The sequence below is a fragment of the Streptomyces griseochromogenes genome (assembly GCF_001542625.1).
Taxonomy (GTDB): domain Bacteria; phylum Actinomycetota; class Actinomycetes; order Streptomycetales; family Streptomycetaceae; genus Streptomyces; species Streptomyces griseochromogenes.
The window spans coordinates 917,372-930,663 of the sequence record NZ_CP016279.1 but is presented as its reverse complement, the minus strand read 5'-3'; the positions used below and the strand labels follow the sequence as shown (position 1 = coordinate 930,663).

Annotated in this window: 12 protein-coding genes and 2 pseudogenes; 4 read left to right on the top strand and 10 right to left on the bottom strand. The window is 73.0% G+C overall.

Features of this window, described 5'->3' with window-relative positions:
- Positions 1–355: 355 nt before the first annotated feature.
- The 4 genes from tsaE to AVL59_RS04455 form a co-directional block, all read right to left on the bottom strand.
- On the bottom strand, positions 356–868 hold the full coding sequence (tsaE, locus tag AVL59_RS04470) for a tRNA (adenosine(37)-N6)-threonylcarbamoyltransferase complex ATPase subunit type 1 TsaE (RefSeq protein ID WP_067299878.1): 513 nt from the start codon (positions 866–868) through the stop codon (positions 356–358).
- Positions 834–2,090: an alpha/beta fold hydrolase gene (locus AVL59_RS04465; protein WP_067299877.1), complete on the bottom strand. Its 1,257-nt coding sequence runs from the start codon at positions 2,088–2,090 to the stop codon at positions 834–836. Before AVL59_RS04465 ends, tsaE begins: the two co-directional genes overlap by 35 nt.
- Before the next feature lie 122 nt (positions 2,091–2,212).
- Positions 2,213–3,379 carry an alanine racemase gene (alr, locus tag AVL59_RS04460; RefSeq protein ID WP_067299876.1) on the bottom strand — a complete coding sequence of 389 codons (1,167 nt, stop codon included), beginning with the start codon at positions 3,377–3,379 and terminating at the stop codon, positions 2,213–2,215.
- A gap of 48 nt (positions 3,380–3,427) precedes the next feature.
- Entirely contained in the window at positions 3,428–4,360 is a 933-nt protein-coding gene (locus AVL59_RS04455) for a L,D-transpeptidase family protein (RefSeq protein WP_067299875.1), read from the bottom strand.
- Positions 4,361–4,467: 107 nt separating this feature from the next.
- Here AVL59_RS04455 and AVL59_RS04450 point away from each other — a divergent pair, with 107 nt between their 5' ends.
- The 3 genes from AVL59_RS04450 to AVL59_RS04440 all read left to right on the top strand — a co-directional run bounded on the left by AVL59_RS04450 (position 4,468) and on the right by AVL59_RS04440 (position 7,362).
- A complete protein-coding gene (locus AVL59_RS04450) occupies positions 4,468–5,274 on the top strand; it encodes a CPBP family intramembrane glutamic endopeptidase (RefSeq protein WP_237281430.1) in 807 nt (268 codons plus the stop codon).
- A gap of 196 nt (positions 5,275–5,470) precedes the next feature.
- Entirely contained in the window at positions 5,471–6,766 is a 1,296-nt protein-coding gene (locus tag AVL59_RS04445; RefSeq protein WP_067299874.1) for a sensor histidine kinase, read from the top strand.
- Positions 6,718–7,362 (top strand): response regulator transcription factor, encoded by a 645-nt coding sequence (locus AVL59_RS04440; protein WP_067299873.1) that lies wholly within the window; start codon positions 6,718–6,720, stop codon positions 7,360–7,362. The genes AVL59_RS04445 and AVL59_RS04440 overlap by 49 nt, the downstream gene beginning before the upstream one ends.
- Positions 7,363–7,428: 66 nt before the next feature.
- Here the strand turns inward: AVL59_RS04440 and AVL59_RS04435 are convergent, their stop codons facing one another.
- From AVL59_RS04435 to AVL59_RS04425, 3 genes are read right to left on the bottom strand one after another with little or no spacing between them, the layout of a single operon-like run.
- Positions 7,429–8,859 carry an NAD(P)H-hydrate dehydratase gene (locus AVL59_RS04435; RefSeq protein ID WP_099052999.1) on the bottom strand — a complete coding sequence of 477 codons (1,431 nt, stop codon included), beginning with the start codon at positions 8,857–8,859 and terminating at the stop codon, positions 7,429–7,431.
- A 46-nt stretch (positions 8,860–8,905) separates the two neighbouring features.
- Positions 8,906–9,277, bottom strand: coding sequence for a holo-ACP synthase (locus AVL59_RS04430; RefSeq protein WP_067299872.1), 372 nt, complete (start codon positions 9,275–9,277; stop codon positions 8,906–8,908).
- Complete coding sequence (locus tag AVL59_RS04425) at positions 9,274–10,236, bottom strand: hypothetical protein (protein ID WP_067299871.1); 963 nt, start codon at positions 10,234–10,236, stop codon at positions 9,274–9,276. The genes AVL59_RS04430 and AVL59_RS04425 overlap by 4 nt, the downstream gene beginning before the upstream one ends.
- Before the next feature lie 146 nt (positions 10,237–10,382).
- On the opposite strand from AVL59_RS04425, the gene AVL59_RS04420 reads away from it, so the two are divergent.
- The gene (locus AVL59_RS04420; RefSeq protein WP_067299870.1) at positions 10,383–11,477 is read left to right on the top strand and encodes a DUF6183 family protein; all 1,095 of its coding nucleotides are present in this window, start codon (positions 10,383–10,385) and stop codon (positions 11,475–11,477) included.
- A 9-nt stretch (positions 11,478–11,486) separates the two neighbouring features.
- On the opposite strand, the gene AVL59_RS04415 is transcribed toward AVL59_RS04420, so the two are convergent.
- From AVL59_RS04415 to AVL59_RS04410, 3 genes and pseudogenes are all read right to left on the bottom strand, one after another.
- Positions 11,487–12,191 (bottom strand): nucleotidyltransferase domain-containing protein, encoded by a 705-nt coding sequence (locus tag AVL59_RS04415; protein ID WP_067299869.1) that lies wholly within the window; start codon positions 12,189–12,191, stop codon positions 11,487–11,489.
- 58 nt (positions 12,192–12,249) lie between these two features.
- A pseudogene (locus tag AVL59_RS53900) lies at positions 12,250–12,839 on the bottom strand (hypothetical protein).
- Positions 12,839–13,243, bottom strand: a pseudogene (locus AVL59_RS04410) (ATP-binding protein). Before AVL59_RS04410 ends, AVL59_RS53900 begins: the two co-directional pseudogenes overlap by 1 nt.
- Between the last annotated feature and the right edge of the window lie 49 nt (positions 13,244–13,292).

Below are 13,292 nucleotides of genomic sequence, written 5' to 3'. Positions count from 1 at the left end.
GCGCTCATGCGCTCCGCTTGAGGTGCCGCTGTGCGTCGTCGGTCGTCTGCGGCGCCCTTGCGGCTGGTCGCGCTGTTCCCCGCGCCCCTTCGGGGCGCGGTGGTCTGGAGATCGCGTCCGCGGCCGCGCACGAAGCCAGTAGCTCGCGCATGGACACCCCGGTGGGCACGGGCGGCTCGGGTGGCTGCTCCGCGGGCCGAGAAGCGGACATGGACGCCTCCTGAAGTGCGGGGGCGGCGTGGTTAGGCACACCTAACCACGGGCTGGGTACCATGTGACCACGCCCGGGACGTCCTGCGCAATATCTTGCCGACGGCCTGTCGGAAAACGGGCCCGATCGGACCGTGGGGTCCGCTCAGGCCGTGAGTGTTTCCAGGTCCGCGTCCGTCCAGCGCCGGCCGAGCCCGGTCAGCGTCACATGGCGTACCTCGTCCGTCGTGTCGCCGACGGCCCGGTGGATGACGACCCGCAGCCGGTCGTCGGCCAGCTCCTCGACCTTGCCCTCGCCCCACTCCACGACCATCACCGAGTCGGGCAGGGAGACGTCCAGGTCGAGGTCCTCCATCTCGTCGAGGCCGCCGGAGAGCCGGTAGGCGTCGACGTGGACGAGCGGCGGACCGTCGTTGAGGGAAGGGTGCACACGGGCGATCACGAAGGTCGGCGAGGTGACCGCACCGCGCACCCCGAGCCCCTCGCCCAGCCCGCGGGTCAGCGTCGTCTTGCCGGCGCCCAGCTCCCCGGTGAGCATCACCAGGTCGCCCGCGCGCAGCAGCTTGGCCAGCCGTCGGCCCAGCTCCCGCATCTGCTCGGGAGAGGTGATGGTCAGCCGGGTCTCAGCGGGGTTGTGCGGTGCTGCTGGTGCTTCCATAGCCACTTACGGTAGCCCCTGCGGGCACGGCACCCGCGCGGGTGAGCAGGTCGGCGAGCCGGTCGGTGACCACTTCCGGGTGCTCCAGCATGACCAGGTGCCCGGCGTCCGGCACGAGCACCAGCTCGGCGTCCGGCAGCAGATCACCGATGACCTCGCTGTGCTCGCTGGGCGTGATCAGGTCCCGCACCCCGGCCAGCACCAGCACCGGGATGTCCCGGAAACAGCCGAGCGCCTCGGTCTTGTCGTGGTCCGTGAAGGCCGGGTAGAACTCGGCGACCACGTCGATCGGCGTGGACTCGATCATCCGCTCGGCGAACCGCTCGACCGCCGGGTCCACGTCCCGGGACGCGAACGAGTACCGCTTGATGATCCCGGCGAACAGGTCGGCGGTGGCCCGGCGCCCCTTCTCCACCAGCTCCGCCTGCTGCCCGAGCGCCTTCAGCACGCCGGGCAGGACCCGGCGCACCGCGTTGACCCCGGCGAGGGGCAGCCCGAAGTCGACCTCGCCGAGCCGCCCGGAGGACGTGCCGACGAAGGCGGTGGCGACGACCCGGTCCCGGATCAGCTCCGGGTGCTCGGCGGCCAGCGCCATGATCGTCATCCCGCCCATGGAGTGGCCGACCAGCACGATCGGGCCGTCCGGCACGGCCGCGTCGAGGACCGCCTTCAGATCACGGCCGAGCTCCTCGATGGTGACGGGCACGCCGTCCTGGGTCTGGGCCACGCCCCGCCCGGACCGCCCGTGGCTGCGCTGGTCCCAGTGCACGGTGCGGACGACCCCGCGCAGGGCCGCCCGCTGGAAGTGCCAGGAGTCCTGGCTGAGGCAGTAGCCGTGGCAGAAGACGACGGTGACCGGGGCGGGCGCCTTGCGGCCGAAGAGCCGCCGGCGGCGCGGGGAGACCTGTGGACCGGGGTCGGGGTCGACGTCGTCGACCTCGTAGTACAGCTCGGTGCCGTCGGCGGCGTACGCCTTGCCGGGGGTGCCGCGCAGGGTGCCGTAGGGGCCCGTCGAGTCCAGCGCCAGCCGGGCCCGGCGGCGCATCCCACGGCCGACCGTCATCCGCTCGATGGCCACACCCGCGGCCGCACCCGCGGCGAGGACGCCTATCGCGGCACCGGCGATGCCGGTCGCCTTGCGCCAGCTCGCCGCCCCCGCGGCGGAGGCGACGGCCGCCGAGGCGACGACGTCCGCCACGGCCTCCGCACTGCTCTCGCTCACATCCGCTCCTCTTCGCCGTACTGCAGTTCGCTGGGTGAATGAAACAGGTGGTGCCGGTGTGGTGCGTGGTGTGCCGGTCGTGACAGGTGTAGCCGGGCGCGAGGCGCCCCGCTCTGAAGGGGTTACCCCTCTTGTTCCCCGTTCACATAGACGCGAGGAACGCGTGTTCCGATGCGCGTGACGATTTCGTACGCGATCGTGCCGCAGGCCTGCGCCCAGTCCTCAGCGGTGGGCTCGCCCCGGTCGCCGGGGCCGAACAGCACCGCCCGCGTGCCCACTTCGGGTTCGTCGCCGCCCAGGTCGACCACGAACTGGTCCATGGCGACCCGCCCGGCGACGGTCCGCCACTTGCCGTCGACCAGCACCGGACCGGTGCCCGAGGCATGCCGGGGAATGCCGTCCGCGTAGCCGACGGGAACGAGGCCGAGGGTGGTCTCGCCGGGGGTGACGTAGTGGTGGCCGTAGCTGATGCCGTGCCCGCCCGGCGCATGCTTGACCAGCGCGAGCGAGGCGCTGAGCGTCATCACCGGCCGCAGGCCGAAGTCGGCCGGGGTGCCGAGCTCCGGGCTGGGCGAGATGCCGTACATGGCGATACCGGTACGGACCAGGTCGAAGTGGGTCTCCGGAAGGGTCAGCGCGGCCGGGGAGTTGGCCAGGTGCCGCACCTCGGGCCGTACGCCCTGCTCCTCGGCGTACGCCACCATCTCGCGGAACCGGGAGAGCTGGGCGGCGACGGAGGGGTGCCCGGGTTCGTCGGCGCAGGCGAGGTGGGACCACAGACCGGTGACCCGGACCAGCCCCGCGCGCTCGGCACGCAGAGCCTCGCCGACCAGTTCCGGCCAGTCGGCGGGCTGGCAGCCGTTGCGCCCGAGCCCGGTGTCGGCCTTCAGCTGCACCCGGGCGGGCCGGCCCGCCTGCCGGGAGGCCTCCGTCACCTCGCGCAGCGCCCACATCCCGCTGACCGAGACGTCGATGTCCGCCTCGACGGCCTGCCGCCAGGGCCCGCCCGGCACCCACAGCCAGCACAGGACGCGCGTGTCCAGACCGGCGGCGCGCAGCGCGAGGGCCTCCTCGGGCGTGGCCGTGCCGAGCCATGAGGCGCCCGCCTCGACGGCCGCGCGGGCGCACGGCACCGCCCCGTGGCCGTATCCGTCGGACTTGACGACGGCCATCAGGGCCGCGCCCTTCGCCCGGGCACGCAGGGCCCGCACATTGGCGCGCAGGGCGGCCAGATCGATCTCGGCCCGGGCGCGCAGGGGCGCGGTCGGCACAGGTGCAGTCTCACTCATCGCGCCCCCAGTGTCTCAGAGGGCCGCACGGACCCCGGGTGCAGTGCCCTAGGTACCCGGACGCCGGCCCCACACATAGACCTTGTCGCCCTTTTTCAGGACGTTCCAGAGTTTGCGCGCATCGGAGAGCTTCAGATTGACGCAGCCCCAGGAGCCGACGGTGGTGTAGATGCTGCCGTAGACGGCGTGGAAGGCCTCGCCGCCGTCGAAGAACTGGGCGTACGGCATGGGCTGGTTGTACAGGGTCGACACATGGTTCTTGTGCCGCCAGTAGATGGTGTGCCAGCCCTTCCTGGTGAGGTGCCCCGTGCGCCCGCTGCGCATCGGGACCGGGCCGAACTCCACCTTGCGGCCCTTCTGCACCCAGGTCACCTGCCGGTCCAGATCGACGCAGGCGACGCGGTACGACCGGACGGGGCATTTCTTGGCCGCGTTGGGATTCTTCTTGGCCGAGAGCAGCATCATCCGCGACCAGGTGACGGGTCCGGCGAAGCCGATGGCGGGCTTGATCTTGTTCTTGACCTGGAAGGCGCGGATGGCCTTGCAGTCGGCGGAGGACTGCTTGCCGTCCGCCTTCAGCTTCAGCCAGCGCTCCACCTGCCGCTGGTAGGGCCCGGCCTGCCTGCTGCACGTCACCTTGGCGACGGCGTCGTAGATCGGCACGTACTCGATGAGGTCGTACGCCCCCGGGGCCGCGTCCTTGGGCTCCACGGCGTCCTCGCTCTTGGTGGGCGTGTAGACCTTCGGCGGCAGCATCTGGTCGGGCGTGTCGATCTGCCAGGGCTGCGACGGGCCGGGCGGGACGCCCGGGACCAGTTCGGTGGAGGGAGCGGGGGCCGGGGCGGGTGCCGGGGGTGCCGGCTTGGAGGCGTGCAGGGGGGCGGCCATGGAGGTTCCGGCCGCCGCGAGGGCGGTCGCGGCGGCGAGCAGCACCGCGACGCTCCGGTGGACGCCCCGGTACGCGATTCGTCTGCTGATCATGCGATCAGCCAAACGTGCGGCCGCGCCGGATCCCCGGTGCCGCGCTGACGGGTCACCCGGTGGGTGGAGCTGGGTACAGCCCGATCCGGCAATCAGGTGCAGTCCGCGTGCGCGGCCCGCCCGGCATCGTCGAGGCCATGCAGACGAGACAGCGGTGGAAGACGCGGGCAGGGGTCTATCTGGCGGTCGCCTTCGTGGCGGCCGGAGCGCTGGGGGCCGTACAGCCGGCCACCGGGATCCCCACGGAGGTCGTCCAACTGACCCAGTTCGGCCCAGCACTGGGCGTGGCCGTCGCGGCCCTCCTGTGGCCGTCCCGGACCCGTGGCCTGCTCGCGGCCGGGGCCCCGGACCGCACGTCCTCCCCCTGGCGCCCGCTCCTCGCCACACCCTTCCTGGTCATCCTCCTCTCGGCGGTCCCGTACGCCCTCCTCACCGGCACCGCCCACGCCACCGACCCGCGCACCCTGCACCACCCCTTCCTCCTCGTCGCGCTCGCCCAGCTGATCGGCGCCTGCGGCGAGGAGATCGGCTGGCGCTGCTTCCTCCAGCCCCTGCTGCGCACCCGCCTCGGTCCGCTGGCCGCATCGTCGGCGACCGGGCTGGTGTGGGGCCTGTGGCACGTCCAGGTGCTGGCGCAGAGTCCGGCCTACGCGGCGGGCTTCCTGCTGGCGACGGTCACGATGTCCATCACCCTGGGCCTGGCCCTGGAGCGACTCGGCGGACTCCACCGCCTGCTCCTCGCGGGCGGCTTCCACGCCCTGGTCAACCTCGGAATGCTCCTGTTCATGAACGAGGAGACGGGCGCCCCGTCCCCCATGCTCCTGTTCGGCCTGTCCTGCGCCCTGACAGCGGTCCCGTGGATACGGCGCTCCCACCGCCGCCCGCCGGTTACGATCCCGGCGACTGCGGGGTGAGCGGGGCGGGGGTACCGGTGGGTGGGGCGGGGCATGACGGCGGGGTGCTTCGGGGTGGTGGCCGGGCGGCGGGTGGTTCGAGCGGACGGGGGCGGGGCGTGACAACCGCGGCGGGCACCCACGCGAGGGCGCATCGGGCACGGCCGCTGGACCACCCCGCACCGCACCCGACGCACAGCCACACCGGAACCGCGTCATGAGCCCGGCAGCGGCGCTCGCGCGAGGGTGGACCGGGCGTGGACGGTGGGTCGCGCTCGGGCGGTGTCAGGTGCTCGGGCTGGCCGGGTTCCTCGTGGTCGGGGCCGGGATGCTGGTCGGCGGGGCGCTGGCGCTGTTGCCGGTCGGCGTCGGCTTCCGGCTGCTGCCTCCCGCGGCCGGGCTGCTGCGCCGCCTGTCCGACCGGTACCGCGCGCGGGCGGCCCGCTGGACCGGACGCCCCCTCAGCCCGCCCGATCCCCTCCCCCATGGCACCTCGGCCCGCCGCGGCGGCGCCGCGATCCTCGGCGACGACGGCTTCTGGCACGACCTGCGCTGGGCCTGGCTGGAGCCGTGGACGGGCGGGCTGCTGGCGGCTCTTCCGCTCGCGCTGGTCGAGTACGGGGCGTTCGGCGCCCTCGTCCAGCCCTTCGTCTGGCGCCGGCTGGGCGACGGCAACTGGTACGCCTTCGTACCGGTCACCTCCACGGCCACCATGGTCACGGCGCTGCTGCTGGGCCTGGCCCTCATCGCGGTGGGCCTTCGCCTCGCACCGGTCATGACGACCCTGCACGCCCGCCTCACCCACCGCCTCCTCTCCGCCCCGCGCACCATCGAACTGACCAGGCGAGTCGCCCGCCTCACCGACACCCGGGCCGCCGCCCAGGACGTCCACGCGGCCGAACTCACCCGCATCGAACGCGACCTGCACGACGGCGCCCAGGCCCGCCTGGTCGCCCTGGGCCTCACCCTGGACGAGGCGACCCGTCTGCTGGAGACCGACCCCGGCCGTGCCCGCACCCTCCTGCTGGACGTCCGGGCCGCCTCCGAACGGGCGCTGCAGGACCTGCGCGACCTCGTCCACGGTGTCCTTCCCCCGGTCCTGGCCGACCGGGGCCTCGCCGACGCGGTCCGCTCCCTGGCGCTGGACAGCCACCTGGACGTCGAGGTGGCCGTGGACCTGCCTCCGGGCCGCCTCCCCTCGCCCGTCGAATCCGCGGCCTACTTCGCGGTGTCCGAACTCCTCACCAACGCGGCCAAGCACGCGGACGCGACGAGGGTGGACATCGCCCTCACCCACGACGGCACGCGTCTGCGCGCGAGCGTCACGGACGACGGCCACGGCGGCGCGGACGCCTCGGCCGGGACCGGACTGCTCGGCGTGCGGCGCCGGTTGGATACCTTCGACGGCACGCTCGCCCTGCACAGCCCGCCGGGCGGACCGACCACCGCGACCCTGGAGATCCCGTGCGCGTCGTCCTCGCCGAAGACCTCTTCCTCCTGCGCGACGGCCTGACCCGCACCCTGCGCGAGCACGGCTGCGAGGTCGTCGCCTCGGTGGACAACGGCCCCGCGCTGGTCCGGGCGCTCGCGGAGACCGACCTGGACGTGGCGGTGATCGACATCCGGCTGCCGCCGACGCACACGGACGAGGGCCTGAAGGCGGCCCTGGAGGCCCGCCGCGGCCGTCCGGGGCTGCCGGTCCTGATCCTCTCCCAGTACGTCGACCAGCTCTACGCCCATGAACTCCTCGCCTCCGGCGAGGGCGCCGTCGGCTACCTGCTCAAGGACCGGGTCACCCGCACCGACCAGTTCATCGACGCCCTGCGCACGGTCGCCGCGGGCGGCACGGTGATGGACCCGCAGGTCATCGCGAGGCTCCTGACCCGCAGTGAGAAGCGGGGCCGGACCGACTCCCTGACCCCCCGTGAACAGGAGGTCCTCACCCTCATGGCCGAGGGCCGCTCCAACACGGCCGTCGCCCAGACCCTGCACATCAGCGAGAGCGCGGTGGCCAAGCACATCGCTTCGATCTTCGCCAAGCTGGGGATAGAGCAGTCCCCGGAGGACAACCGACGGGTGCTGGCGGTGTTGGCGTACTTGAAGGGGTGACGGAGCCCCTGGCCGCGGGCGGTCGTGCCTCCCCCAGTGCCGGGCGCCGAAGAGACCCCGCAGCCCTCAGCCCCGCACGTCCCTCCACGCCTCCGGAATCCGCGAAGCGACGTCATGCGCCCCCGCCGGCGCCCCCTGGGCCGCGAACCGCCCCGCGAGCCCGTGCAGATACGCCGCCGTACTCCCCGCGTCCAGCGCCGACAGCCCGGACGCCAGCAGCGATCCCGCCAGCCCCGACAACACGTCCCCGCTCCCGGCCGTGGCCAGCCACCCCGTCCCGGTGGCGTTCACCCGCACCGCTCCTCCGCCGAAGTCGGCGACCAGCGTCGTCGACCCCTTGAGCAGCACGGTCGCCCGGTACACCGCCGCCAGCTCCCGCACCGCGGCCAGCCGAGCCCCCTCGACCTCCTCCCGCCGCACCCCGAGCAGCGCGGCGGCCTCCCCGGCGTGCGGGGTCATCAGCGTCGGCGCCGTACGCGCCCGTACCACGTCCCGCTCGGCCAGCCGCAGCCCGTCGGCGTCCAGCAGCACCGGCACGTCGATGTCCAGCACCTCCGCCACGGTGGCCGCGTCGTCCCCGGCCCCGGGGCCCACCACCCAGGCCTGCACCCGTCCGGCCTTGCCGGGCCCTTCGTCGGAGACCAGCGTCTCCGGGAAGCGGGCGATGACGGCGCCGCTCGCGGGCCCGACGTACCGTACGGCCCCGGCCCCGCCCCGCAGCGCTCCGAAGACGGCGAGCACGGCGGCCCCCGGATACCGCGAGGACCCGGCGGCGATGCCCACGACGCCCCGCCGGTACTTGTCGCTCTCCGCCGCGGGCACCGGCAGCAGCCGCGCCACATCGGCGTGCTGCAACGCCTCCAGCTCGGCGGCGGGCGGCAGTTCGAGCCCGATGTCGATCAGCCGCACGGACCCGGCGTACTCCCGCGCCGGATCGATGAGCAGCCCCGGCTTGTGGGTCCCGAAGGTGACGGTGAGGTCGGCCCGGATCGCAGCACCGCGGACCTCGCCGGTGTCCGCCTCGACCCCGCTCGGCAGATCGACGGCGACGACGGCGGCCCGGGACCGCTCCACGGCGCCGGCCAGCGCCTCCGCTTCCGGCCGCAGCCCGCCCTTGCCGCCGATCCCGACGATGCCGTCCATGACGAGATCGGCCCGCGCGATCGCCTCCTCGGCGGTCCCGGGACCCACGGCCGAGCCTCCCGCCCGGCGCAGCGCCGCGAGGCCACCGGAATGGGTGCGCTCGGGCGAGACCAGTACGGCGGTGACCCCGGCGCCGCGCCGGGCCAGCCGGGCACCGGCGTACAGCGCGTCCCCGCCGTTGTCCCCGCTTCCGACCAGCAGCACCACCCGGCTGCCGTACACCCGCCCGAGCAACTCCGCGCAGGCAGCGGCCAGCCCGGCGGCGGCCCGCTGCATCAGCGCCCCGTCCGGCAGCCGTGCCATCAGCTCCCGCTCGGCCGCCCTTACCGTCTCCACGCTGTACGCAGTACGCATGAGGTCGAGTCTGCCCCGGAAACGCCGGTGACCGCACCCGGCCCGTTCACCCCTCGGCGATCACCACGGCCGACGCCACCCCCGCGTCATGGCTGAGCGACACATGCCAGGACCGCACTCCGAGTTCCGACGCCCGCGCGGCCACGGTCCCCTTGACCCGCAGCCGTGGCTGCCCGCTGTCCTCGACGTACACCTCGGCGTCGGTCCAGTGCAGCCCGCCGGGCGCGCCCAGCGCCTTGGCGACCGCCTCCTTGGCGGCGAACCGCACCGCGAGGGAGGCGATACCGCGCCGCTCCCCGTTGGGCAGCAGCAACTCACTCTCCAGGAACAGCCGATCGGCCAGCCCGGGCGTCCGATCCAGCGACGCCCGGAACCGGTCGATCTCGGCGACGTCGATGCCGACTCCGATGATGCTCATGGGGGCGAGCCTACGGGCCGAGGGCTCGGGCGCAGGGGTTCTCGACGGTGGACGAGCGCCGTCAGCATGACCGCTCCCGCCACCACGGCGCCGAGGTGCAGCACGGTCGCGAGAGCGAGGTCCTCCGGCAACGACTCCGCGGCGGGACGAGCCACCGCCAGGTACACCGTGAGCGGCAGCTTCCAGGCGCTCCACGCGAAGAGCGAGCCCGTCCCCAACCAGCCCAGCGTCAAGGGGAGCCGGCGGGGCAGCCGAGAGGGCCGGCCGCGGCTGACCGTCCAGGTGGCGGCGGAGGCGGTCAGCGCCCACACTCCCCATACCCCGTCCAGCAGCCGCCCGCCGGGACTCCGTTCCGCCGGATGTGCCATGCCGACCGTGCCGCCGAGTGCCCAGAAGCACCAGACCACACCGATCACGGCCGCGGCCCCCACCGCCCACGGCACAAGACGCGAACCGCTCCCGCCCGCATCGCCGACCCGGCCGGCGAACACCTGCGGCCAACGCCGCCGAAGATAGACGGGCAGGGCGACCGCCAGGCCGAGTCCCATCCCCACGAAGCTGATCTGGATCAGAGCGGCCTCCCAACCCGGCACCGACGGGCCGTCGTCGTCATGGTGCCGCTGCCGGCCGTCCGACAGCCCCAGCAACGCGTCCAGAACGGCATACGGCAGCAGGGGGACGAGGAACCCCGTGCCCACCCAGGCGACGAACGCCACCAGCGGTCCGGGTATCCGCATGCCCCAGGGCCGCACCAGGGCGAGAGCCATGACGATCCCGATGCCCGCCATGCCGATGGTCACGGTGTTGAGCACGACCCAGTCGGCCATGTCGAACCCCCGACCGATCGGCAGCAGTCCCGCAACCGCTCCGACGACCCAGGAGAGCTTGATCAACGCATAGGGTGTCATCGCCAGGGCCGCCCCGTGCGCGGCTCCCCGCCCGACCCGGTCCACATCCATTCGGGGTCCCCATTCTTCTCTCCGGCCAGGAACCCCACCCTTGTCGGCGACCCAGCCCGTTCCATCGGGCACAGGTCGTATCCCGCTCCCCCGCACGGCGGAGCGGGGCTGCCGAGCACGCCCGGGACGCGGTTTACGGTGATCCGGTGCCCGAACTCCCCGACGACGACGCCCTGAAGGCCTACGCCGCGACCGAGCCCGAACGCCTGCATGACCTGGCGCTGGCGGCGGCCGACCGCTTCCAGTTCGCCAAGCTCTCCCGCATGCTGGCCGATCAGCGCAGTCAGGAGGCCACCGACTGGGCCGTCCGGCTCGCGGAGGACCTGGGCGAGGTACGGGAGCCGGAGTCCTGGCGGCGGCTGGTGCGGCAGATCGCATGGCAGCTCGTGCAGCGGCCGAGCATCGTCGGCCTCAGGCCGCAGTTCGAGTCCCGTACGCCCGTCTCGCCGGACGATCCCGGGACGGAGTTCCGGGCCTGTCTCCTGCACGAGTTGGCCCGCCTGCACGGCTTCAACCACCCCCGGGACAACGACGTCTACCTCTCCTACGGCGCCGGCCTGCGTGAACTCGGCCACCCGCTCGCCTGGCTGCCGCTGAACTCATTCGCCTTCGAGTCCCGGATGAACCGCTACGGCAGGATCGAGGGCGGCATGCTCGGCTCCGAGAATCCGAAGCGGCTGCATGCCGCGTACCCGGTGACGCCGTCCACCGACGGCGGCACCCGCGCCGGCCGCACCGCGCGCCGGGTGCTCGATGAGACCCGCGGCGACGCGGCCACCACGGGCTTCGCTCAGCTCTGCCAGTACGAAGCCGCCTTCTACACCCTCCCCGAGCCCCTGGACCCGGCCGACCTCAATGGCGCCCTGCTCGCCGAACTCGACGCCGAGTGCCTGGAATTCACCACGTCCGACCTGCTCACCACGGCCCACACCACCGCGGACGACCTGGCCGCCGACCTCTTCCTCGCCGACTTCGCAGGAGGGATGTGGGGCGAACCCCAGTACGGCGCCTACGCCCGCCTGCACACCTGGCAGAGCCTGTACGCGGTGATGGACCTAGCCCCGGAGCCCCCGCACCAGGACGCGATACGCGCCGCCGCCGACCACCGCTGGATCCGCTTCGCCCTGCCGCGGTACACCGACAACGAGTGGTTCACCTGGGACCTCACGGACACGGCCTTCGCCTGCCTGGACCCCACCCGCACCCGCGTCACCGTACTGGCGGCGTCGGAGACCGACTGAGGCCCGGCTTCATCCCCGGCTGTATCCGGCCCACAGGGGCCCACCGGCCAGCTCCAGGACCTCGTTCACCGCGTCCACGAAGCGCCCCGGCCCCTCACCCTGGCCGGCGATCGCCGCGGCGGCACCCGCCGTCAGCCGCCCGTGCAGCCCGGGATCGGCCGCGGCGAGCCTCCGCGAGAGCCACTTGCCGCCGCCCAGCCAGTGCCCGCCCGCCAACAGCGCCAGTTCGGAGGCCCGCTGGAGCAGATGGGCCACGAGATACGCCCGCTCCTGCGCATCGGTGCAGCCGCGCAGATCGTCCAGGGTGTCGGTGAGCGAATACCGCCGGTCCTCCAACTCCGTCGCGGACACCGGAGGGGGCCCGGCAGCCACCCGTTCCCGGGCCTCGGCCCGCAACGCGGCCCCGAGTCCGTCCGCGTCCGACAGCAGCACACCCTCCGCGCACATCGCCAGCAACGGAGAGCTGCGCTCGGCCGTCTCCCGCTCGGCGAAGCCCCGCCAGTCGGCCTCGGTCTGCACGAACAGCTCCACCGGCCATCCCTCGTACACCAGGCTCTCCCGGAACGGCGCGGGCGGCCCGGCCAGCAGCACCACGATGTCCAGATCGGAGGTGGCCGTACGGCGATGGGTCAGCACACTGCCGGCCAGAAAGGCGGCCCGAGCCCCGGGGAAACGGTCACGCACCAGCTGCGCGGCGACTTCGACATGATCCATCGCAACAGTGTGAGGGCCACCGGCAGACAGAGCCGACCGAGGGCCCTCCCCCTCCCTGTCACTCCCCGACGAACAGCTCCGCCGCGTCCGTCGCATGCACCGCACGCTGCGCCCAGGCTTCGAGCCGGTCCAGATCCGTGCAGGCTTCCACCTGCTCGCGGACGGCGTCGGTCACCGGAATACCGCGCCATTCGAGGATGCGGAGGACCATCTCGCGGCGATCCTCGATACGACGATACGACCCTCTTCGCGGCCTTCTTCGCGTACCTGTTCGGCCAGCGGGTGCCGCCAGAAGTACTGGATCGCCGTCATCAAATCCCTCCACATCTGCTTCGCCTGGGGATCGGCCAGGCACGAGTCGACGAACTGCACGAAGACCGCGGCGCTGTCGGGGTCGACGGTCCGCAGGGCGGATGCCAGCGATTCCAGTTACGACAGGTAGTACGGCCAGCTGCCCCGCTTGCGGTCGTCCGCCTTCCCCTGTGACTACACCACCAGCAGGTACGTGCCCTCGTCCGTCTCCGCCCGCAGCAGCGTGTCCACGCGGCGCTCGACCGGCTCGGTCTCGGTCAGGTCCACGTTCAGCGCCGCGATCTCCCGCGGCTCGGGAAACGGGACGTGCAGCGCCTCGTGCGACGAGCCGACCATCACGCAGCCTCCAGTTCGCACCACACGTACTTGCCCCGGTTCCCGAACCTGGCCGACGGCTGCCAGCCCCAGTAGTCCGCACACGTCATGACCAGGCCCAGTCCCCGCCCCTCCTCCAGCTCGACAGCCTGCTCCAACGGCCTCGGCGGGTCTGGTGGTTCGGGGTCGGTGTCCTACGCCCCGATCCAGACCATGCCCTCCGGGTTGCGCCGGACCCTGAGGGCGGCCGGCCCCTTGGTGTGCCGTACGGCGTTGGAGACCAGCTCCGTCGCGAGGAGTTCCGCGGTGTCGACCAGCCCGATCAGGCCGTGCAGGGTCAGGATCAGGCGCAGGGTGCGGCGGCAGACCGTAACCGCTCTGAGGTCGTTGGGGATGTAGAGGGTGTAGTCCCAGGTTTCGGGCATGCGTCATCAACTCCAGTGCGGTGAGGGGGATTTGACGTGCTGCGGCATT

Bases quoted from the DNA above. Each gene is read 5' to 3' on its own strand.
- tsaE (WP_067299878.1), bottom strand. From the start codon at position 868: ATGGAAGCACCAGCAGCACCGCACAACCCCGCTGAGACCCGGCTGACC.
- alr (WP_067299876.1), bottom strand. From the start codon at position 3,379: ATGAGTGAGACTGCACCTGTGCCGACCGCGCCCCTGCGCGCCCGGGCC.
- AVL59_RS04455 (WP_067299875.1), bottom strand. From the start codon at position 4,360: ATGATCAGCAGACGAATCGCGTACCGGGGCGTCCACCGGAGCGTCGCG.
- AVL59_RS04445 (WP_067299874.1), top strand. From the start codon at position 5,471: ATGAGCCCGGCAGCGGCGCTCGCGCGAGGGTGGACCGGGCGTGGACGG.
- AVL59_RS04435 (WP_099052999.1), bottom strand. From the start codon at position 8,859: ATGCGTACTGCGTACAGCGTGGAGACGGTAAGGGCGGCCGAGCGGGAG.
- AVL59_RS04430 (WP_067299872.1), bottom strand. From the start codon at position 9,277: ATGAGCATCATCGGAGTCGGCATCGACGTCGCCGAGATCGACCGGTTC.
- AVL59_RS04425 (WP_067299871.1), bottom strand. From the start codon at position 10,236: ATGGATGTGGACCGGGTCGGGCGGGGAGCCGCGCACGGGGCGGCCCTG.
- AVL59_RS04415 (WP_067299869.1), bottom strand. From the start codon at position 12,191: ATGGATCATGTCGAAGTCGCCGCGCAGCTGGTGCGTGACCGTTTCCCC.